This window comes from Klebsiella sp. RIT-PI-d (assembly GCF_001187865.1).
GTDB lineage: Bacteria > Pseudomonadota > Gammaproteobacteria > Enterobacterales > Enterobacteriaceae > Superficieibacter.
In genome coordinates this window covers 24973-48903 of sequence record NZ_LGIT01000018.1, presented here as the reverse complement: position 1 = coordinate 48903, position 23931 = coordinate 24973, and the positions used below count along the sequence as shown (strand labels likewise).

At 57.1% G+C, this 23931-nt stretch carries 6 protein-coding genes and 3 pseudogenes; 3 read left to right on the top strand and 6 right to left on the bottom strand.

Annotated features, from left to right (window positions below):
* Position 1: 1 nt before the first annotated feature.
* From AC791_RS20115 to bdcA, 3 genes and pseudogenes are all read right to left on the bottom strand, one after another.
* Positions 2–13051 (bottom strand): annotated as a pseudogene (locus tag AC791_RS20115) (Ig-like domain-containing protein); the annotation flags it as partial.
* On the bottom strand, positions 13011–17582 hold the full coding sequence (locus AC791_RS20505) for an Ig-like domain-containing protein (protein ID WP_148677843.1): 4572 nt from the start codon (positions 17580–17582) through the stop codon (positions 13011–13013). The pseudogene AC791_RS20115 and the gene AC791_RS20505, both read right to left, overlap by 41 nt.
* 921 nt (positions 17583–18503) lie before the next feature.
* Positions 18504–19217 (bottom strand): SDR family oxidoreductase, encoded by a 714-nt coding sequence (gene bdcA, locus AC791_RS19090; RefSeq protein ID WP_049842073.1) that lies wholly within the window; start codon positions 19215–19217, stop codon positions 18504–18506.
* A gap of 71 nt (positions 19218–19288) precedes the next feature.
* Here bdcA and AC791_RS19085 point away from each other — a divergent pair, with 71 nt between their 5' ends.
* A complete protein-coding gene (locus AC791_RS19085) occupies positions 19289–19882 on the top strand; it encodes a TetR/AcrR family transcriptional regulator (RefSeq protein ID WP_199485525.1) in 594 nt (197 codons plus the stop codon).
* A gap of 447 nt (positions 19883–20329) precedes the next feature.
* On the opposite strand, the gene AC791_RS19080 is transcribed toward AC791_RS19085, so the two are convergent.
* On the bottom strand, positions 20330–20875 hold the full coding sequence (locus AC791_RS19080) for a hypothetical protein (RefSeq protein WP_049842072.1): 546 nt from the start codon (positions 20873–20875) through the stop codon (positions 20330–20332).
* Positions 20876–21790: 915 nt separating this feature from the next.
* Here AC791_RS19080 and AC791_RS19070 point away from each other — a divergent pair.
* Together AC791_RS19070 and AC791_RS19065 are read left to right on the top strand one after the other, a co-directional pair.
* The gene (locus tag AC791_RS19070) at positions 21791–22021 is read left to right on the top strand and encodes a type II toxin-antitoxin system CcdA family antitoxin (RefSeq protein WP_049842071.1); all 231 of its coding nucleotides are present in this window, start codon (positions 21791–21793) and stop codon (positions 22019–22021) included.
* Positions 22022–22024: 3 nt separating this feature from the next.
* A complete protein-coding gene (locus AC791_RS19065; protein ID WP_049842070.1) occupies positions 22025–22342 on the top strand; it encodes a CcdB family protein in 318 nt (105 codons plus the stop codon).
* 836 nt (positions 22343–23178) lie between these two features.
* Here the strand turns inward: AC791_RS19065 and AC791_RS20105 are convergent.
* Together AC791_RS20105 and AC791_RS20650 are read right to left on the bottom strand one after the other, a co-directional pair.
* Positions 23179–23635 (bottom strand): annotated as a pseudogene (locus AC791_RS20105) (DDE-type integrase/transposase/recombinase); the annotation flags it as partial.
* A pseudogene (locus tag AC791_RS20650) lies at positions 23633–23821 on the bottom strand (integrase arm-type DNA-binding domain-containing protein); the annotation flags it as partial. The pseudogenes AC791_RS20650 and AC791_RS20105, both read right to left, overlap by 3 nt.
* Between the last annotated feature and the right edge of the window lie 110 nt (positions 23822–23931).

The following is a 23931-nucleotide window of genomic DNA, read 5'->3' as shown; positions in this document are numbered from 1 at the left end:
TCAGAGTGAAAGGCGCGGACAGCGCACTGGTGTTACCTGCCGCATCGGTCAGAGTAGCGGTGATGCTGTGCAGACCGCTGGCCAGCGCCGTGGCCAGTGTCAGGCTCCAGTCGCCGCTTGCCGCGACCGTTGTGCCGCCAATGTCCACACCGTTATCAAACAGCCGCAGGGTCGAACCCGGCTCGCCCCGGCCGCTGAAGGTAGGCTGGGTATCGTCGGTAGTGCGTCCGCTGACCAGCGGGCCGGTAACGCTGCCGACATCATCGTTAGCCAGGGCAATAACCGGGGCCGTCGGGGCGACGGTATCCACCACAATAGTGAAGGACGCTGACGCCGGGCCGCTGTTGCCTGCCGCGTCGGTAGCTGATGCCGTAAAGGTATGGCTACCGTTAGCCAGCGCGGTTTGCGGGGTGAACGTCCATCCGCCGGTATTGTCAGCCTGCGTGGTACCGATGACGACGCCATTGTCGATGATTTGTACCGTCGCACCGGCTTCGCTGGTTCCGGTCAGCAGTGGCCGGGTATCGTCGGTAGATTGACCGCCTGTCAACGTGCCGGTCACGCTGCCGACATCATCGGCAATGCTGGCGATGACCGGAGCCGCGGGCGCGCTGGTATCGACAGTAAAATTAAACGCGCCGGACGCCGGGCCGGTATTGCCTGCGACATCCGTAGCCACTGCGGTGATAGCGTGTGGCCCCTCGGCCAGCGGGGTTTGCGGCGTAAAGACCCAGCTGCCGGTGCCGCCAACGGTCACCACGCCGATCTGCACACCATTGTCGAACAGTTGCAGCGTGGAACCTGCTTCCGCGCTGCCGCTCAGCGTTGGCCGGGTTTCGTCGGTGGTTTGTCCCGCAGTCAGCGCCCCGGTCAGCGGACCGGTGGCGTCAACCACCGAAACCAGGGCCGGAGCCAGCGGGGCCTGGGTATCCACGTTGAGCGTAAAGGCCGGGGAGGCGGCGCTGGTATTGCCCGCCGCATCGCTGGCGGTGGCGGTAAAGCGGTGGACGCCATCGGCCAGTGCCGTTGTCGGTGTAAAAGTCCATGCGCCCGTGTTATCAACCTGCACGGTGCCAATCGGTGCGCCGTTATCAAGCACCTGCACCGTTGCACCCGGTATCCCGGTACCGTTCAGGGTCGGCAGATTATCATCGGTAACCTGACCTTCTGCCAGCGCGCCGGTGAGGGGGCCTGCATCATCAATAATGGTCGCAATGACCGGCACGGCAGGCGCGGTAGTGACAATGTTAATGTCAAAACCGGCGGTAGTCGGGCCGGTATTGCCTGCCGGATCGACGGCGCTTAGCGTAAAGCTGTGCGGACCGGCGGCCAGCGCCGTGGTGGGGGTAAAGGTCCACGCGCCGGTGCCGCTGACCAGCGCACCGCCAATCTGCACGCCGTTATCAAAAACCAGCACGGTGGCATTCGCTTCGGCGGTGCCGTTAAGGGTTGGAGTGGTGTCATCGGTACTCTGCCCGGTGGCGAGTGACCCGGTGACGGTTCCGGCGTCATCCACGACGTTTGTCAGCACCGGCAGCGGCGGAGCAAGGGGGTCGACAATCACCGTGAACGGTGCCGAGGCCGGGCCGCTGTTGCCTGCGGCATCGGTTGCCACGGCGGTCAGATCGTGCGGACCGTCGCCCAGCGCAGCCGCCGGGGTAAAGGTCCAGTTGCCCTCGGTATCAGCCACAACGCTGTCCAGCACTTGCCCATTATCATAAATGCTCACCGTTGCACCGGCTTCGCTAGTGCCAGTCAGCGTTGGCTGCGCATCGTTAGTGATTTGGCCGTTGACCAGCACACCTGTCTGGGCATCAACATCGTCAGCCACCTGGACTATCGCCGGCGCATCCGGCGCGACGGTATCGACAGTCAGGGTGATCGGCGAGGAGGTGCCGCCGGTGCCGTTCGCATTGGTTGCATTCACCGCAAAGGTATGCGGACCATCGTTGAGCGTACCGGGTAGCGTGTATGACCACGCGCCGTCGGCATCGGCCGTCACGCTATCAACAATTGCGCCATCAACGATGATCGTCACGACGACATTCGGCTGGGCGGTCCCGCTCAGTGCGAGTTGATTATCATCGGTGCTCTGCCCGTTGGTCAGATTGCCGGTGAGGGTGCCGACATCATCGGTAATGACCGTGATGGCAGGAACCGCAGGCAGGCCCGAGTTCGACGACGGGAAGGTCGTCGGCGAACTGATATTACCTGCCGCATCCTGTACCACAACGGTCAGTGTTCCGCCCCCGGTCTGCGCCGGGGTCAGCGTCACGGTAAAGTTGCCGTTTTCACCGGTGAGCGCGCGTCCCAGCACATTCCCCAGCGCGTCGCTGACTATAGCCGTCGTCCCCGCTTCGGCCGTGCCCGACACGGCGGTGCCGTCACCCGGCGTGGTCAGATCCTCCGGCGCATCAGGGGCGGTCAGATCCACATTAAAGGTAAACGGTGCGGAGAGAACGCTGGTGTTGCCCGCCGCATCTGCCGCGCTGACGGTCAGGGTATACAGACCTTCAGTCAGTGCGGTGAGGGGGGTAAAGGTCCAGTTACCGGCACCATCCACCTCTGCTGTGCCGAGTAGCGTGGTATTGGCGTAAAGGGTCACGGTACTGTTGGCTTCTGCCGTCCCGCGGATCAGCGGCAGGGTGTCATCGGTAAACCCGCCGTTTGTCAGCGCTGCCGTGAATGGCCCGATATTATCCTCAACCGCAGTGATGACTGGCGCGAGCGGGGCCGTGGCATCGATCGTCAGGTCAAACCCGGCGGTCGCCGGGCTGATATTGCCTGCGGCGTCAGTGGCGGGGGGCGGCTGCGGGTAATTACCGTCGGCCCGCGCCGGGGCGGGGGGAAAGTTCCAGTTTCCGCTGCCGTCGGCAAGGGTGGTGCCAATCGCAATCCCGGCATTATAAATCGTGACGGTGCTGTTGACGGGGGCAGTGCCTGTCAGCGTCGGCAGATTGTCATCGGACAATGCGCCACTGGTCAGCGGACCGGTTTCTGCACCGACATTATCATTGACGCTCAATAATACCGGCGTTTCAGGGAGGGCGGTCTGCACATTGATGATGAAAGGTAGCGACGGGTTGCTAACGTTGCCCGCCGGATCGGTGGCGGTTAACGTCAGGCTGTGTTCACCCATGCCAAGCGGCACCGGCGGGGTAAAGCTCCAGTTACCGTTGGCGTCCACCAGCGTGGTGCCCAGCGCATTATCAATGCCGTCATACACGGTGATGGTATCGCCCGGCGTGCCGCTTCCGCTTAACGCAGGTTGCGTATCATTAGTTTGTTGTCCGGATGTCAAATCACCAATGCCGTCCGGCACATCGTCAGTGACTGCGTTGAGAACCGGCGTCAGCGGCGCAGTAGTATCGACCACAATAACGAAGGCGGCAGAGGCCGGGCTGACATTACCCGCGCTATCTGTGGCGACGGCGGTCAGGGAATGAGGGCCTTCCGCCAGCGCCGTAGTCGGCGTAAAGGTCCAGTCTCCGTTCTGATCGACGGTGGTGGCCCCTAACAGGATGCCGTTATCGTACAGTGTGATATTTGCTCCCGGCTCAGCGCTGCCGCTGAGCGCAGGGCGTGTGTCGTCGGTGCTCTGACCGGCGGTCAGGTTACCGGTTACGCTACCCACATCGTCGGCAATGGTCACAATCGTTGGCGCGACTGGCGCAAGGGTGTCGACCGTCAGAGTAAAGCTGGCGGCCGGGCTGACGTTACCTGCGGCATCCGTCGTACTGACGGTCAGCAGATGTGCGCCATTTGCCAGTGGTGCGATCGGGGTAAAGCTCCAGTTGCCGTTATTGCCCACCTGCACCGTTCCGATGGCTGTACCGTTATCGAAGATCCGCAGCGTGCTGTTGGCCTCGGCCGTTCCGCTCAGGGCCGGACGGGTATCGTCGGTCACCTGCCCGGCGGTCAGCGGGCCGGTAACACTGCCAGTATCATCAATCACGGCGATAATTACCGGAGCCGCCGGAATAAGGGTGTCCACCGTCAGGGTGAACGGCGTGGAAAGGGCGCTGGTATTCCCCACCGTGTCGGTGATGCTGGCCGTCAAACGGTGCAGACCGTCGCTCAGTGCGGTGGTCGGAGTGAATGCCCAGCCGCCATTCAGGTCCGTCTGCACTGTCCCGATGGCCGTACCATTATCAAAGACCGTTACCGTAGATCCTGGCTCAGCGGTGCCAGAGAGCGCAGGGCGCGTGTCATTGGTGCTTTGACCGTTGGTAATTTGTCCGCTGACCGGATTAACATCGTCCGTGACCAGGGTAATCACCGGGGCCTGTGGAATTGCGGTGTCGACCACCAGACTGAATGCGGCAGAAGGCTCACTGATATTGCCATCGCTGTCCGTTGCGGTCACCGTCAAGACGTGTCCGCCAGCGGCCAGCGGCGTTAACGGCATAAAACTCCAGTTGCCGCTGGTATCTGCGGTGACCGACCCGATTTCCACGCCGTTGTCGAGGATGCGTACCGTGGCGTTCGCCTCCGCGGTGCCGTTGAGCGCTGGACGCGCGTCGTTAGTACTTTGCCCGTTGGTCAGCGCGCCGGTGAATTCCGGCACATCGTCCACAACGCTTGTGATGATCGGCGGCTGTGGCGCTGTGATATCCGGAGCATTCACCGTGCTGGCAGGCCCGGCATTGATGGCGGTGTCGGTTGCCGAGGCGCTCAGCAGTTCGCCGTTGGTTTGTGGCGTGGTCAACGTCACCGTAAACTGGCCGTTAGCATCCGCCGTCGCGTTGCCGAGCGGGATGTTATCTGGCCCAGTGACATTGACCGTGCTACCCGCTTCGGCGGTGCCGGACAAGATGGTGCCATCATCAGACACCACCAGGTCTGATGGCGCAGCGGGCGGCGTCAGGTCCGGCGAGGTAACATTTGCCGCCGGACCGGTGTTATCGGCAGCGTCGGTGGCGGTGGCACTTAATGCCTCACCGGTGATTTGCGCCGGAGTGAGTTCGATACGGAAATCGCCGTTGTCGTCCACCTGCCCGCTGCCTACGTTTTGATTACTGGCGTTAAGAATAGTCACCGTACTGCCTGGCTCAGCGCGGCCGGTGACGATAGCGCCATCCTGAGTGATCGCCAGCCCCTGTGGGGCATCCGGCGCAGTGGTATCCGCTGCACTGGTGGACGCCGACGGGCCGCTGTTGCCTGCCGCATCTGTTGCAATCGCCATCAGCGTCTGACCGTTGGTCTGCGGCGCATTGAGTGTGACGCTAAAATTACCGCCGTCATCTGCAATGCTGCTTCCCAGAGGCGCGCCGTTGGCCCCGGTAATAGTCACCAGGCTGCCTGCTTCTGCGCTACCGCTGACGGTCAGGCCGTCAGCGCTGACATTCAGATCCTCCGGCGCGTCCGGGGCGACAGTATCAACGACAATGGTAAAGGCAACAGAAAGACCGCTGGTGCCTGCTGCGGTAGTGGCGGTGGCGGTGAACGAATAAGGGCCATCCGCCAGCGCCGCTTGTGGTGTGAAAGTCCAGTTGCCGTTGGCATCGGCAGTCACATTACCTGTGGCTATTCCGTTGTTATAGACGGTAATTTGCGCATTGGCTTCGGCTGTTCCGCTCAGCAGCGGACGCGTGTCGTCGGTAGACTGGCCTGTAGTTAACGCCCCGGTGAGGGTACCCACATCGTCAGTGATGGCGATGATGGCAGGTGTATCCGGCAGGCCAGAGTCAGAGCCGGTAAACGGCGTCGGTTCGCCGACGTTGCCTGCACTGTCCTGAATGCGTGCTTCCAGCGGCTGGCTTTGCGTCTGCGACGGTGACAGCCGGACGGTAAAGTTTCCATTCTCGTCCACGATACCGCGACCAATTTGCACGTTATCAGCATTTACCACGGTGATGGTCGCCCCGACTTCTGCCGTGCCGCTGACGGTGGTTCCGTCTTCAGCAACAGCGTTAATTACTGCCGCATCCGGCGGGGTGATATCAATAATCACCGTGACGGCAGCCGATTGCGGGCTGACGTTGCCGACGCTATCGGTCTCCTGCACGGTGAGGCTGTGGCTGCCTTCGGCAAGCGGCGTGTCTGGCGTAAAGCGCCACTGCCCGTCGTTGCCGACCGTAACGCGGCCCAGTTCAACACCGTTATCAAACAACACGACTTGATTGCCCGCTTCGCCGCTGCCGCTCAGCGCAGGACGAGTGTCATCGGTACGTTGACCGTCTGCCAGGGTGCCGGTTAGCAAGCCCACGTTGTCGGTAACTACCGGGGCAATAACCTGCGGGGCGGTCAGGTCGATAGTCAGCGTAAAGGCCGCAGACAGCGGACTGGTATTGCCCGCGCTGTCGGTGGCGTTGACAGTAAGATTATGCGTCCCCTCCGTCAGCGCGGTTGCAGGGGTAAAGGTCCAGGTACCGCTGTTGTCGGCCTGAACGGTACCGATCGCCACGCCGTTATCGAAAATACGTACGGTGGCTCCGACTTCCGTCCTGCCGCTGAGCGCAGGCTGGGTGTCGCGCGTGAGCTGACCGGTAGTTAGCGGCTGCGCGGTCCCGCTGGCATCGTCAATCACGCTAATGATGACCGGCGCGGTCGGCGCAGTTATATCAATCAGCAGATTAAATACCGGCGATGCGGTACTGCTGTTTCCGGCAGCATCGGTGGCGGAAACCGTTAGCGGATGGTTACCACTGCCCAGCGGCGCGTCCGGCGCCAGGCTCCAGTTGCCATTAGCATCAACCTGAGCGGTGGCAATCTGCACGCCATTGTCGAACAGGCGAATGGTGGTGCCGGGATCGCCGCTGCCGGTCAATGTTGGGCGCGTATCATCACTGGCCTGTCCGCTGGTCAGCGGGCCGGTCACACTACCGCTGTCATCGTTGACGCTGCCAATCAGCGGCGTGGCCGGTGCCGTAGTATTAATCGTGATGGTGAAGGGGGCTGACGCCGGGCCGGTATTACCCGATGCATCCGTCGCCGTCAGGGTAAAGCTGTGTGGACCCTCGGCCAGCGCGGCGGTCGGTGTGAAGCGCCATTCACCGTCTGCGTTCACCGGTGCGCTGCCAATCAGCGCACCGTTATCGAGGATCTGCACATTCGAATTTGGCTCTGCCGTCCCGGTCAACGTTGGCCGGGTATCATCGGTTATCTGACCTGTGCTAAGTGCGCCGGTGACGCTGCCGACATCATCGATAACTGTCCCGAGAAGCGGTGCATCCGGGCCGCTGATATCAATCACCAGGGTAAAGCCGCCAGAAAGCGGGCCGCTGTTACCTGCTGCGTCGGTCGCCACGGCCGTAATAATATGGGGGCCATCGCCCAGCGGTTGCGCCGGGGTCAGCGTCCAGTTGCCGGCGTTACTGACCCGCGCGCTGCCAATCGCCACGCCGTCACTGTAAAGCGTAACGGTTGAGCCCGCCTCGGCGGTGCCGTTGAACAGGGGTTGAGTGTCATTAGTCGCCTGACCGCTGGTCAGCGGACCGGTGCCGGGCGCGATATCATCGGTTACCGTGACGATAACCGGCGCGGCCGGAGCAGTAGTATCCACTTGCAGCGTAAAGACGGCCGACGGCGCGCTGCTGTTACCTGCAACGTCTGTCGCGACTACCGTCAGCGGATGAGCGCCGCTGGCAAGTGGCGTTTGTGGCGTCAGACTCCAGACGCCATTGACATTCGTCACCGCGCTGCCCAGCACGCTGGTTCCTTCATAAAGCGTCACGGTTGCGCCAGGCTCTGCGGTGCCGCTAAGCGTTGGCTGAGGATCGTTCGACGGCTGGCCGCTGACCAGCGGGCCGGTATTGCCTTCGACGTCATCCACTACCTGAGCGATGATCGGCGCATCCGGCGCGACGGTATCGACGATCAGCGTGAACGGCTGAGAGCCATCGCTGGTGCCATTGCCGTTGGTGGCCGTGACGGTAAAGGTCACCGTATTGACCCCTTCCGGCAGCGGCGTATTCGGGGTAAAGGTCCAGTTACCGCCAGCGTTCGCCAGCGCAGTGCCAATTTCAGCCCCATTGTTGTAAACCGTAATGGTCGCGCCCGGCTCACCGGTGCCAGTCAGGGTTGGGGTGGTGTCATCGGTGCGCTGGCCGTTGCTCAGATTGCCCACGATCGGGCCAACATCATCACTGACGGCAATAATCACCGGCACTGCCGGGAAGCCCGAACTGGTGGCAGTGAATTCTGCGGCCGGTCCCGTGTTACCGGCTGCGTCGGCCGCCTGAGCCAGCAGCGCTTGTCCGGCAGTCTGCGCCGGGGAAATGCTGATGCTAAACGTACCGTTGGCGTCGGCGGTTCCGCTACCCAGTACCACATTGCCGCTGGCATTAGTGATCGTCACCAGGCTGCCGGCTTCCGCGCTCCCGGTCACCGTTGTTCCCTGCGGTGAAACCGCTAAATCGTCAGGGGCGGCAGGTGGCGTCAGGTCAACAACAAACTGAATGACGGCGGATGGCTGGCTGACATTTCCGATTGCGTCTGTGGCGGTAAATGTCAGGGCATGAGGGCCTTCAGCCAGCGCGCTGGCTGGCGTAAAGATCCAGTTGCCATCAGTGCCGACAGGAGCGCTGCCAAGCACAAGGTTGTTATCGTACAACGTGATGGTCGTGCCCGGCTCGCCGCGACCAGTGAAGGTTGGCTGGCTATCGTCGGTGCGCATGCCGTTAACGATGTTTTCGGTGATCGGACCGGCGTCATCACTGAGCGTCGGCAGCGTCGGAACCGCAGGCGGAGTAGTATCAACGGTAAATGTGACGCCAGCCGACGGTGCGCTGGTGTTACCCGCCGTATCGCTGGCGATCACCGTAATGGCGTGCGGCCCCTCGCCCAGCGGACTGGCCGGGGTAAAGGTCCAGTTGCCTTGTTCATTGACCTGCGCAGTACCGATTTCGCTGTCGTTATCCAGAATGCGGATGGTGGCTCCCGCCTCCCCGGAACCGTTAATCACCGGCTGGGTGGCATCGGTGGACTGACCGTCCAGCAGAGGTCCGGTTATTGCGCCCTGATTATCAATAATGGCGGAGATGACCGGCGTGGCCGGCGCAAGGGTATCGACGATGAGTGCTATCGCCGGGGATGCCGGGCCAACATTGCCCGCTGCATCGGTTGCGCCAACCGTTAATGAATGCGCGCCGTCCGCCAGCGGTGCGTCAGGCGTGAGACGCCAGTTTCCGTCAGCATCTACCGTGGCGCTGCCGATGGCGGCACCATTGTCATAAAGAGTCACGGTGGTGCCCGCTTCGCCGCTGCCGGTAATCACAGGCTGCGTGTCGTCGGTACGCTGTCCGTTAACCAGCGGTCCGGTGATCGTGCCTGCGTCGTCGAGGATCTGATCGGGTACGGGTGCAACCGGAGCGCTGACATCCACCGTCAAGGTAAAGACCGCAGACAGCGCGCTGGTGCCATTCGCATTGGTGGCGGTGGCGGTAAAGGTATGCGCGCCTTCCGCCAGCGCGGCGGCTGGGGTAAAGCTCCACCGGCCGTTGGCACCGGTCAGAGCAGTCCCGAGCAGGACACCGTTATCATAAAGCGTCAGGGACGAGCCTGGTGCCGCGGTGCCTGCGAGCAGCGGACGCGTATCGTCCGTAGCTTGCCCGCTGCCCAGCGTGCCGGTCACTGCGCCGATATCATCAGTCGCAGAAACAATCACCGGCACCGTCGGGAAGCCCGAGCTGGTGGCGGTAAAGGTTGCCGCCGGGCCGCTGTTGCCTGCGCTGTCCTGTGCGCTGGCCGAGAGGGATTGCCCGGCCGTCTGCGCCGGAGAAATTACAATCACAAACGTGCCGTCATTGCCCGCGCTGCCGGAACCCAACACCGTGCCGCCAGCATCAACAATCGTCACCTGGCTGCCTGCTTCAGCACTCCCGGTAACGTTAACGCCGTTTTCACTCACTGCAAGCCCGGTGGGAGCGGCAGGCGGCTGAGTATCGATCACGAAGGAGAACGGTGCCGGGAGCGGACTCACGTTACCTGCAGGATCGGTCGCGGTAAAGGTAAGAGTATGCAGTCCCTCGGCAAGCGCCGCACCCGGTGTAAAGCTCCACTGTCCATTGTCGTCAACCGTCACTGTGCCGGTGACTGTCTCACCGTCATAAATAGTGATCAGACTTCCCGCTTCGCCCGTTCCGCTTAGCGTTGGACGGGTATCATCGGTGGCCTGGCCGTTAGTCAGCGGGCCGGTAATGCTTCCCACATCGTCAGTCACCACAGGAATTGCAGGCGCGACTGGCGCAGTGACATCAACAATCAGAGTGAATACAGGTGACGCTGCGCTGACATTACCCGTAGCATCGGCAGCGGTAACGGTAAAGTCATGATTGCCTTCACTCAGCGCCACATTCGGGGTAAAGATCCAGCGTCCGTCACCGTCTGCGATGGTGGTGCCCAGTTGCACGCCATTATCGTAGATAATAATCTGGCTGCCGATGGCCGCTGTACCGCTCAATTGCGGTTGCGTATCGTCGGTGGTTTGTCCGCTGCTGAGCGTACCGGTAAGGGGGCCGATATCATCAACAACGGCCGTAATGGCTGGTGCATCAGGGGCCGTGATTGCCACGGTGAAACCAAAGGCCGGTGAGGCGACACCGACATTGCCTGCGGTATCTGTCGCCGTCACGGTGATGCTGTGCGCCCCTTCGTTCAGCGGCGAAGAGGGGGTAAAGTGCCAGTTGCCGTTGTTATCCGCCAGTACGCTACCGATTTGCACGCCGTTATCATAGAACGTCAGTGTGGCACCCGGTTCGCTACTGCCGTTAAACGTTGGCTGACGATCGTCCGTCATCTGCCCGTTGGTGAGCGCGCCAGTGAGGGTCCCGGCGTCGTCAATCACCTGTGCGATCGTCGGGGCATCCGGGGCAAGGGTGTCAACAACCAGGGTGAAAGGCTGAGACTCGCCGCTGGTGCCGTTATTGTTGGTTGCCGTGACGGTAAAGGTAAACGCATTTTCCCCTTCCGCCAGCGGGGTCGCCGGGGTATAGCGCCAGTTGCCGGCGGCATCAGCCAGCACGCTATCGACGGCTTCACCGTTAAGATAGACGGTGATGGTCGCGCCCGGCTCGCCAGTCCCGCTCAGCGTCGGCCGGGTATCATCGGTATGCTGGCCGTTGCTCAGATTCCCTCTGATTGATCCTACATCATCGGAGACGGCGAGGATCGTCGGCACGTCAGGGTAGCCTGATGTCGAACCGCTGAACGCGGCGGTCGGACCGCTGTTGCCGGCGCTGTCGCGGGCTATCGCCAGCAGCGATTCGCCGTCAGTTTGCGCCGGGGAAATCGTGACAGAGAAAGTACCATCGCCGCCTGCCGTCGCTGAACCCAGACGGTTACCGTTAATATCACTGATCGTGACCAGGCTTCCGGCTTCCGCTGAACCGGTGACGGTGGTGCCATCGAGGGAAACAACCAGCGCGGTCGGCGCCGCAGGTGGCGTGATATCGATGTTAATGTTCAGCGTTGCGGAGAATTCGCTGACGTTACCGGCCGGATCGGTGGCCGTAAAGCGCAGGGCGTTGATCCCCTGCGCCAGCGGCGTATTCGGGATCAGGCTCCAGTTACCCTGAGCGTCAACCACCGCGCTGCCCACGATGACATTGCCTTGCCAGGCGGTGATTGTCGTTCCCGCCTCGCCGCTGCCGGTCAGGCGCGGGCGCGTTTCATCCGTCGGCTGACCGTCTGCCACCGGACCGGTGATCGTACCGGTATCGTCATTAATTACCGGAACGGCAGGCGCATCCGGTGCGATTGTATCGACCTCAAGCGTCAGCGCCAGCGATGGCGCACTGATATTTCCGGCGGCATCCTGAGCGGTGAGAGTGATGGTATGCGCACCCTCGGTCAAATCGTTCGCAGGCGTAAAGGTCCAGCGGCCGTCAGCCGCTACTACCACGCTGCCCGCAGGTAGGCCGTTATCGTAAAAGGTGAGGGTGGTCCCGGCTTCGCCAGTCCCGCTAAAGGTCGGGCGAGGATCGTCGGTGATCGGCGCGTTAATGGTCGATCCTGAACTGTCGACGATGGTCTCAATAACCGGCATCGGCGGGGCCAGGGTATCCACGACCACATTAAAGGCCGGGCTGGCGGCGCTGGTATTATTTGCTGCATCCGTTGCAGTAACGGTCAGCGCGTGGTTACCCTCTGTCAGCGGCAGCGTCGGCGTAAATATCCAGCTTCCTGCGGCAGTGGTTTGTGTTGTGCCGAGCAGCGCACCGTTATCATAAACCGTGATGATCGTGCCAGGCTCGGCGCTGCCGCTGAGGGCTGGACGGGTATCATCAGTGCTCTGACCGCCGGTCAGCGGCCCGGTTAACGGACCGCTGTCGTCAGTCACTGCCTCAAGTGTGGGAACTTGCGGCGGCGTGGTATCAGGCGCAGTGGTGCTGGCGGCTGGACTGTTGTTGCCGGTCGGGTCGCTGGCCACAACATTCAGCGTTTCACCGTTGGTCAGCGGCGGGGTCAACGGCAAGGTAAACGTGCCATCTGGTGCCGCGGTGGTGGTGCCCAGCGACTGACCGTTGCCATCGGTCACCGTTACAGTACTGCCGGCTTCGGCATTACCGGTGAGCGTTGTTCCGTCTTCTGAAATGGCCAGGCCGTCCGGTGCCGCCGGAGCGGTAATATCCGGTGCGCTAATGTCTGCGCCCGGACCGGCGTTGCCTGCCAGGTTGGTCGCCGTGGCGGTCAACGCTTCACCGTTAATCTGCGCAGGTGTCAGCGTGGCGCTAAAGGTGCCGTCCGGGCCTGCCACGCTAGTGCCAATGATATTGCCACTGGCATCAGTAATCGTCACGGTACTGCCCGCTTCAGCCGTCCCGGTGAGGGTCGTCCCGTCCCCGGTTACCGCCAGATCGCCCGGCGCGGCAGGCGGCGTAGTATCAACAATAATCGTCAGCGGTAAAGAGATGCCGCTGGTGCCGTTACCGTTAGTGGCCGTCAGGGTAAAGGTAAATGTATTCTCCCCTTCCGGCAGAGCCGGGGAAGGGGTAAAACGCCAGTTGCCGGCGTCATCCACCGAGGTCGTACCAATAGCAATGCCATTGTTGTAAACCGTGATGGTGGCATTAGGTTCGCCAGTACCGTTGAGGGTCGGGGGTGGTATCATCCGTGGTTTGTCCGTCGCTCAGATTGCCGGTAACACTCCCCACATTGTCGACGATAGCGACCAGCAGCGGCACATCCGGGACACCGGAGAGTGCACCGCTGAAGGCCGCCGAGGGACCCTGATTACCCGCCGCATCACGGGCTATCGCCGTCAGCGCCTCGCCGTCGGTCTGCGCCGGAACAATGCCAATACTGAAACTGCCGTTTTGATCGGCGGTGCCGCGGCCAAGCATATTGCCGCCCGCATCGGTAATGGTCACGGTGCTGCCCGCTTCCGCGCTGCCGGTGACGGTCGTGCCATCTTCAGAGGTCGTGAGATCGACTGGCGCAGCAGGCGGGGTGGTATCCACCACAAAATTCAGTGCTGATGACGGCGGGCTGATGTTGCCTGCGACATCGGTGAGGGTAACGCTCAGCGCGTGTGCGCCTTCGCCCAGCGGTGTCGTTGGCGTAAAGCGCCAGTTACCCGCGTCGTTAATAATCGCGGTCCCCAGCAACGTCGCTCCATCGTAAATGCTTACCGTCGCACCCGCTTCGCCGCTACCGCTCAGCACCGGGCGCGTTTCATCGGTGAATTGACCTTCAGCAATGGCTCCGGTGATGCTACCTGACGCATCGGTTGCCGCAGGGGAGAGAGGCGCATCTGGCGCAACGGTATCGATAATCACCGTCCACGGGGCTGAGAGCGCGCTGGTATTTCCCACTGCATCGGTCGCGGTAATGGTAAAGCTGTGACTACCGTCAGCCAGGGCTGTCGTCGGCGTGAAGGTCCAGCTCCTGCTGTTATCGACCGTCGCCAGGCCGATAACTGTGCCGTTGTCATACAGAGTGATGGTGCTGCCAGGCTCGGCGCGACCGGCAAATGTCGGCTGAGCATCATCACTGACTTGCCCGTTGATCAGCGGACCGGTCAGCGTGCCTGCATCATCGGTCAGGCTGGTAAAGACCGGAACGGCCGGCGCGTTAGTATCTACTGTCAGGGTAAAGACACCGGATGCCGGGCTGGTGTTGCCCGCCGTATCAGTCGCCGTCACGGTAAGCGCATGATTGCCGTTGCCCAGCGGTGCAGTAGGAGTAAAGCGCCAGCGGCCCGCGCTGTCGATGAGCGTCGAGCCGATTTCAACGCCGTTGTCATAGACAGTAAGCGTTGCGCCCGGCACGCCGCTGCCGGTGAGGGTTGGCGTGGTGTCATCAGTGCTTTGACTATTGCTCAGTGGCCCCGTCTGAGGGCCTGCATCATCAATCGCCACCTCAATCACCGGTGTACCCGGTGTCGCACCATCTGGTGCAGTGACGGTAGCAGTCGGACTGCTATTGCCTGCCGGATCGGTTGCCACCACGTTCAGCGTCTGCCCGTTAATCTGTGCCGGCGTCAGCGAAACTGTAAAACTGCCGTCAGTTCCGACGACAACACTGCCGAGCGGCTGGCCGTTTCCATCGGTCATAGTGATGGTGCTGCCTGCCTCGGCGCTGCCGGTGACGGTGGTGCCGTCTTCGGAGGTGATTAAATCGATCGGGGCTGTCGGCGGAACAGTGTCAACGGTGAGGGTAAAGCTGGCGGAGGTCCCGCTGGTGCCGCTGGCGTTAGGGGCGGGGGGGGTAAACGTATGCGGGCCGTCGGCAAGCGGAGTGGCCGGGGTAAAGCGCCAGTTGCCGGAGGCATCGACCAGCACGGTGCCCAGCAAAACATCATCGCTGTACAGCGAGACGGTGGAGCCGGGTTCGCCGCTGCCGCTGAGGGTCGGCGTGGCGTCATCGGTACTCTGGCCGTTGCTCAGGTTGCCGGTCAGGGTGCCGGCATCGTCGAGCACATTCACAATCACCGGGACGGCCGGCACCTGTGAGTCAGAGCCAGCGAAGGTGGCCGATGGCCCGGTATTCCCGGCCGCATCCTGCGCCACGGCGGTCAGGATCTCGCCGTGGGTCTGCGCCGGGGTGATGCCAATGCTGAAGCGTCCGTCTGCCCCGGTGATGCCACTCCCCAACACGTTGCCGCTGGCGTCGGTCAGGGTCACGGTGCTGCCTGCTTCTGCGCTGCCGGTGACGGTGGTGCCGTCTTCGGAGGTGATTAAATCGATCGGGGCTGTCGGCGGAACAGTGTCAACGGTGAGGGTAAAGCTGGCGGAGGTCCCGCTGGTGCCGCTGGCGTTAGTGGCGGTGGCGGTCAGGGTGTGCGGGCCGTCGGCAAGCGGGGTGGCCGGGGTAAAGCGCCAGTTGCCGGAGGCATCGACCAGCACGGTGCCCAGCAAAACATCATCGCTGTACAGCGAGACGGTGGAGCCGGGTTCGCCGCTGCCGCTGAGGGTCGGCGTGGCGTCATCGGTGCTCTGGCCGTTGCTCAGGTTGCCAGTCAGGGTGCCGGCATCGTCGAGCACATTCACAATCACCGGGACCGCCGGCACCTGCGAGTCAGAGCCAGTGAAGATGGCCGATGGCCCGGTGTTCCCGGCCGCATCCTGCGCCACGGCGGTCAGAGTCTCGCCGTGGGTCTGCGCCGGGGTGATGCCAATGCTGAAGCGTCCGTCTGCGCCGGCAACTCCGCTCCCCAGCACGTTGCCGCTGGCGTCGGTCAGGGTCACGGTGCTGCCCGCCTCGGCGCTGCCGGTGACGGTGGTGCCGTCTTCGGAGGTGGTTAAATCGGTCGGGGCTGTCGGCGGAACAGTGTCAACGGTGAGGGTAAAGCTGGCGGAGGTCCCGCTGGTGCCGCTGGCGTTAGTGGCGGTGGCGGTAAACGTATGCGGACCGTCGGCAAGCGGGGTGGCCGGGGTAAAGCGCCAGTTGCCGGAGGCATCGACCAGCACGGTGCCCAGCAAAACATCATCGCTGTACAGCGAGACGGTGGAGCCGGGTTCGCCGCTGCCGCTGAGGGTCGGCGTGGCGTCATCGGTGCTCTGGCCGTTGCTCAGGTTGCCAGTCAGGGTGCCGGCATCGTCGAGCACATTCACAATCACCGGGACCGCCGGCACCTGCGAGTCAGAGCCAGTGAAGATGGCCGATGGCCCGGTGTTCCCGGCCGCATCCTGCGCCACGGCGGTCAGAGTCTCGCCGTGGGTCTGCGCCGGGGTGATGCCAATGCTGAAGCGTCCGTCTGCGCCTGCAACTCCGCTCCCCAGCACGTTGCCGCTGGCGTCGGTCAGGGTCACGGTGCTGCCCGCCTCGGCGCTGCCGGTGACGGTGGTGCCGTCTTCGGAGGTGATTAAATCGGTCGGGGCTGTCGGCGGGGTGGTATCTACAATCAGCGTAAACGGTTCTGAGAATGTCCCGGTATTGCTAAAAGAGACGGTTAAAATATGCGTGCCTTCACTCAGCGGGGTCGCCGGGGTAAAACTCCACGCACCACGAGCATCCACCAGGGTACTGCCGATAGCGATACCATTGTCGTAGAACGTAATGGTTGCCCCAGGCTGACCGCTACCCGTGAGGGTAGGGCGAGTATCGTCGGTGAGCTGGCCATTGCGTAACTCGCCGGTAATCGATCCCACATCGTCCAGCACGTGGTCAAATGTTCCGGCATCTGACGATAGAAGATCCGGGGCGATGACAGTAGCCGAAGGACTCGTATTGCCAGCCGCATCGGTAGCGCTGACGTTAAGTGTTTCACCATGATTCTGGACCGGGCTGAGCGTCAGGCGGAAATTACCCTCCGCATCAGCGACCCCACTACCAATGAGTTTCCCGCTGGCATCAGTAACCTTAACCGTACTGCCAGGTTCCGCTTTACCGGTCAGCGTTGCGCCTTCATCGCTAATTAAGAGATTGGTCGGCGCAGCCGGGGCTGTCAAATCCGGCGTATCTACGCTGGCAGAAGGGCCAGTATTGCCTGCGGGATCGGTCGCCACGACGTCAATAGGCCGACCGTCGGTCTGCGGCGTATCAAGACCAATTGTAAACTGACCGTCACTACCGGTTTCACCGGAGCCAATCACATTACCATTGGCATCGGTGACCGTAATGGTACTGCCGGGTTCAGCGCTGCCGGTAAGCGTTTTGCCATCACCGCTGATCAGCAGATTTTGAGGCACATCAGGAGGTGTATTATCTACTCCCGTTTCGCTTCCGGGTGGTAATGTAGGGAGGTGATCGTCATCTTTGCTGCTGCTTCCGCCACTCGATGCGGCGACGGCGGCCAGTCCGCCTCCGCCTAATAATCCACCCAGTACCCAGGGCCATACCGGTGCGGCGCCCTCTGCTGCTGTCGTACCTGTCGCGACGATAAGATCATCAATACTGCCTATCTGCACCCAACTAAGCCCGGCTGCGGCAGGATCTTCAACCCACCATAGCGCGCCCTGACCGTCTTCAAGCACCAGTGAGCTATGCGTTGCTCCATCGGCCAGGTAAAAGTTTTTAATAGTAATGGTTTCGCCGGAGCGCAAATGGACAATCAGGTCATTGTTGGTTCGGGCAAGGGAGGCGATATCAGCCCGCTCAACCTGAAGTTTTACAATGGCAGGATGGCTCAACGTAACTTCAGAAGCAGTCGTAGACGTTTCTACACCCGTTAAAGCAGAGATAACAGATATCGACACCATTGATTCTTACTCCCGAAAATATGGATAAAGCGCTCTGATAGCGCCTCGTCGTAATTAGAGGTAAAGGGTTTCCGCGGCAGAGATTCTATTGTTAAATAGTTTCTCACCGTCATTTTATTAACATTTCATTAAGGCTACTGCTGTGCGGCATTAGCGATATAAAAGCAATTGGTTTTTTTGGTCGCTGATGAGTTTCTCAGTGACTCTCAGGTAGAAGGTAGGCTCCTCACGAACGTTATCTATCGTCTGGCTTATTCATCATATAGCCAGATAAATAAGAAAGAGCAAATTTATGAATACTAAAGCTTACTTTAGCCTGAATAATAAATGTTGTTTTTTGTGATATTGATCAATGTGGATTAAAAGGAGTTTTGTTTGTAATTTATTGTTTTTAATTAAATTTATTGTTTGTGCTTTCTGGTGGTTATTGATGAGCGGGATTCAGTGAAATTTAATAATAATCGGTATTTAAGAAAGGTTAATTTCTAATTTGAATAAACTTCATGATGAAGATTAAAGGTCGCATAAAGGTATTGTAATAATTAATGTGACGTATAACCTTTTATGCTGAAAGGATTCAACAGAGAACAAATATATAACCAGGTAGGTTTTAAAGGGTATATTACGGCGCTGCTTTATTGTAAGTGAATGATGTAGGGGTAATTGTGTTGAAAATAACCCTTGATTTTATCGGTCTATTTCTATTTGGATTTCGCTAAGATAAAAACTTTTATCATTATTTAATAGTAATGTGTGTTAACTATTTAAATTCTAACTATTAACCCGTTCGCATATACCATTCGCGGGTAACACCACCGCGTTGTACTTACGGTTTTTTCATTTCAGTCAACAGATGTGTACTTGCTGTTTCAGAACAGAACGGTGAGAAGCCACTCTTTAACTACTCACCATCCCGCATATTTATGCTCCAAAAGCGCCATCGATCGTATGCATTGCACCGGTTACAAAACCCGCCTCGGGTCCCGCCAGCCACGCCACCATACCAGCCACCTCTTCAGGGCGCCCATGTCTTTTGATAGCCATGAAACTGTGCATAAGATCTTTCATAGGGCCGTTTTCCGGATTCGCATCGGTATCAACAGGCCCCGGCTGAACGACATTAATGGTGATCCCACGTGGACCGAAATCACGGGCCAGCCCGCGAGCCAGACCTTGTAATGCAGACTTGCTGAGTGCGTAAGACGCCATGCCCGGAATCGGCATTCGATCGCCATTTACGGAACCGATGATGATAATGCGTCCACCTTCAGGCATATGCCGGGCAGCTTCTACAGCAGCATGATAGGGCGCATGAATGTTAATCCGGAAGAGGCGATCGATTGCATCCGGATCCTGCTCCAGAGCATCGCCAAATATAGCGATACCGGCATTAACCACAAGTATGTCCAGGGGGCCACTTTCGCGTACAGTTGTAATGACCTCATCACGGATCGAACTGTCACTATGAACGGCAGTAGAGCCTGTTTCATTCGCCAGCTGTTCGGCTGCATCCTTCGATCCGGCAAAAGAAAATTTGACCCGGGCACCATCACTGGCAAAACGCCGAACGATAGCTGCGCCAATCCCCCGGCTCCCACCAAGAACCAGAACCTGCTTATTCTGAAATGCGCTCATGAAAATGTCCTTGTATGATTTCGTAGTATGCATTACAAAATAGTCCCGGATTGATGTCAATAGGTTTTGTAGTGATCACTAAAAAACAGGTAAGAACGCCTGGACGCCCCCGAAAATTCGACGCTGAACACGCCGTTGCTGTTGCTCAGAGATTATTTCATGCAAAAGGTTATGACGCGGTCAGCATCGTTGATGTTACCGATACCCTTGATATTAATCCTCCGAGTTTTTATGGCGCTTTTGGTAATAAGGCCGGATTGTATTCCCGCGTGCTGGATCGCTATGCCAAAACAGGCGCGATCCCCCTTACTCAACTGCTGCGTGACGATCGAACCGTGGCGGAAGCGTTGACCGATCTGCTGACCGAGGCAGCCCGGCGCTATGGTGAAGATGAAGTGTGTACTGGCTGCCTGGTTATTGAGGGGACACGGTGTAATGATCAACAGGCTCGTCAGGCCTCAAACGTTTTCCATAGGGCCGCTGAGGACACTATTCGCCGTTTTATAGCGACTCGCTATCCGCAAGATGCCGGACGTCTGACCGACTTTGTCAGCACCGTTATGTCCGGACTGTCTGCTAAGGCTCGTCAGGGTCACAGTGTTGAGCAGCTTCTCTCAAGCGCCCGTCTTGCGGGGCTGGCACTGGCCGCCCTTATCAAGGATTAAGCAACGTTTTAATTCATTGGTTGCCGGGAAAATATGGGATTCCGGCATAAAACTCCATTAAGAACGTTTCAGCAATACTCATCAATATGAGCGTATTGGTTTTAGGCCAGGTGAACAGCGCAGCTGTTCTTATGAATGCGCCTGAGGAGCGATTTGTTTCGCGAGGAGAGAGCGATACTCTTCCTGCATCGGCAAGAGTAACTGTCGAGGAGGGGCCTGACAGATTCGGATTTAATGAGTTCTCTTCGGACTTCGCAGGACAAATTGCAGGCACAAAAAAGCCCGCAGGGCTTGCGCCGTGCGGGCTTTCAGGACTTCATATCAGGCTCTGGTGACCATCAACAAAGGATTTTGGTGGAGCAATGCTAAATACTATCAAGCTGAATATTCTATAAATACTAATGGAATCAATGTCATATATTTCATGTCAGAGACATGGTGCAAAAATCAAGACACCGGTTTAATCACATGGGTACAATGAGGATGGTCAGGAATTTTAGGTGTTTTGTCCCAGTTGCCATGCTCATAAGAGGCAACAAGTAATTTAAGTAAATGGCTCGTGTCGTGAGTACGTCCGGCAAGAACTTGTGAGCACTGAGATGAAGCTTGTTCATGAGAAGACGGTGGAACAAAACATTCATTGTGTCCTTTGGCTATCTCCATTTCTAGTACGGCTTGGTTATAAAATCGACTGAATTGTGTTCGTGTCAAACGTTCTGACCAGCCACTAGCAAAGACCCGATTATTGTCAGAATGGATTGATGTATAACGTGGGATACGAGATTCAACGGCTTCGATGGCCTCATCCAATTGCAATTCGCCTTTAGTTAGCTGGGATAAAATTTCTCTGAACTCCTCTAGCCTGCCTGCACCTTCCGTTACTTTACCCTCAATATTTTTACTGAGAATTAAAGATAACATTTTTTCTTTTAGTTCAGTATTATTGTTTAAAGCATTAGGTATTTCATTGAAATCAGAAGCATAGGTTACCATTTGGGATTCCTTTTCAAATAATAAAACTTACAGAGTATGCATGCCTAACCACGCGGGTTTCGGATGTAATACTCGTTTAAACCGTCGGTATATCCTTGATAGTAAGCTACCCGAGGGCTCCGGTGACGCACTCTCGCAGCCTGGCTTTCTAAGATGGAATCAATAGCAATAGCTGCCTCAGGTTCCTGGTTTAAGACTCCTGCCTCAAACCCCAATTCATATGCACACCCGGCACATTTATGGCGGAATGGGTAGCTTTGATCTTCAGGAAGAGTGGCGAACATCATGTTGTATCTGTGTGAAGCCTGGCAAGTTGTCATAATTAACCTTACATATAGAGCGGACTTTGCTATTATATGAGCACGACCTTTCCACGCATCAAACGCATTAGAGTGATTTCTCTTTTTTTCACATAATGTGAGCTGCTTCGCTTTTTGTAAGTGAATTAAGAAAGAAACGAATAAATCCGTATGGCTAAACATAAAGCAGCACTAGCGGCCTCTAAACTAGTTTCTCTTTGGCATATTTCGTTGAGAATGCCCTCGATATCGTCAGTAATCTCAAAAGAGAGCTGCTTACTACATCCATGTTGGTTGAGGTCATAGGATAATACATAGCAGGTATAGGTGAACTCTCCTGATGTATATGAAGTTTTTCCCTGATTGGACTCGAATAACCTTACATAGCAGACGAGCACAGTTTTGGAGTTCGGGGGCAGTCTCTGGCTGCGGTCGTTACCGTGAAAGTAGCACTATAAATGCCATGATTAAGCGTTATTTTTATCTTAAATAATTGATAAAAATAATTATTATGTAGTGATGTGAGCTTTTATGATTGTTAGCAGTTTTTTAGTAAATGACTATGTTCAAAAATACGTGTAATCTGAACGTATATAAATAGAGAGGGGTGGCTGGCATGAAACAACGTACTACTCAGAGTGTTACCGTCACACTGGAACGCGATTTGATCGCTGCCGCCCGTGCTGCTGGGTTGAATATGAGTCAGACTCTGGCCACAGCCCTTGATGCCGAACTGAAAATGCACGCCGCCACTCGCTGGAAAGAAGAAAATCGGGAAGGGCTGGAGGCACTTAACCGCTTCCATGATGAGCATGGACATTTCAGTGATGACTACAGGACGTTCTAAATTATGCAATTCGTCATTTATCGCAATTCTGGAAGAAGCATACTGTACCCGCTGCTCATAAATGTGACGAGCGATATCATTGGCACATTGAATACACGCTTGGTGATCCCATTGTTGCCTGTAGGGCGTTATCCAAATCTTGAGGTACGCCCGGCGCGATTAAATCCCGTACTGGAACTCATTGATGGTAACCAGTATGTCATGATGACCCATGAACTGGCGAGTATCCCGTTAAAGGCTCTCGGCGCTGAGTTTTGTGATGGTAGTATATATCGCCAGACTGTAAAAGATGCTCTGGATTTCATTCTGGATGGTATCTGAGAGAACTGTCAGTATAAATGAAAAAATGTTCTGTGAACGCTCCAGAATGCGGATTTCATGATTTATTTTTTCGGCGATGGGCTGGTAGAGACTTACCGCCGACAGTAACGTCAGAAGTTAAGTGATTTATTATTTTGCTTCATCAAATTCTACCGTTTTTGCGTTAATGTCATCAGGTGGAATAACTTTGTATCCCGCTTGCTTTGCTAACCAAAAAAAGTGTCCAATGATGCAATAATTTCACCCTTTTGAATCTGACGAACAGAGGTAACAACACCATTTTTAATCGTTAACTCAATATCAAACGCTTTATGTTCGATTTCCATTATTTAATCCTTATGTAGTTGCTTTTAGATAACATGGTGTTCTTAAAGTTGAGAGGCTTTCGTGAGCCTGGTTAACACTATACGCTTGTCCATTTTTTATATTGCGTGTTAGTGCAAAAATAATCAGAAATGGTTATGGTTTTATTTATATATACCATAAATAATTTGAGCAGGAGGAAGGCAGCGGCGCAGTGAATCTACAGAATCGTACACTAATACATGACTGGGGTGAGCGAGGAAAGCTAACGCACATGCAACCTGAAATATGATGGGTATAGAATAATTGTTATTACGTATCGGATAAAATATGAAGTATAAAAACTGTATCCAAAACTACGGCAGCTAGTTGATCCGTCAAATAAAAATCAGGTTTTACTGTAATATACTAAATATGTGAACATCGCTGTGGCAGGATGTACACGCATTATTATCACCGGTAGGTAAATGCTGGGATAACTGGTTTGATGGTGATTGCGTGACTGATCCCACCTATGTAATATGAGCACAGCCCTAAGCGAGGCTCTGGTTTTCAAACTGTCCTGGACTGAGACCGCCACAGGCACTGTGACGACACCACTGATTGTAATCACGCCCGCTACAATTAGATATCGTCGTCCACATTATTTCCCGGCTGATAAAACGTTAGCCGTGAATGCATTCAACTTTCAGTGAATAGAAGAAATTTTCAGCACAAGCATTATCGTAATAGCAACCCTTTACACTTATGCTATCGTAGCAGGCTACGCCGCTTCAGCAGCGCCTGATAATCCGCTGGTCAGTACTGACCGCCACGATCTGTGTGGACGATGACATTTTCCAGGCGTTTACCTCGCCACAACACCATCTGTAGCGTATCGCAGGTCAACTGTGCCGTCATCCGCGATGACATTGGCTAGCCAATGATGGCTCGCGACCACATGTAGATGACGACTGTCCGATACAGCCAGCCTTGCTCCGTACGTAAGTAGGGGCCTATGCTCTTCTTCGCACGTTTCTTGCTAACAGGTCGAATGTAGCGAAGCTGCCAGATTTTACTCCCGCTGGATTTGATCAGTAGCTCAAGGCCATCGCCATCATAGAGAACGTAGTCCGCTTCCTTGGGTTTGGCAGATTCGATTTCTTTAACTGAGAGAGGTTTGGTTTGTCTTGCCATTGCCGGGTTTCCATAGTTTTAGGCACCTCAAAAACAATAAAGCTTTATAAGGTGCCTAACAAGGTGTCTAAAAGGTTCGGATTTAATTAGTTGGCATCAGACTTCGCGGG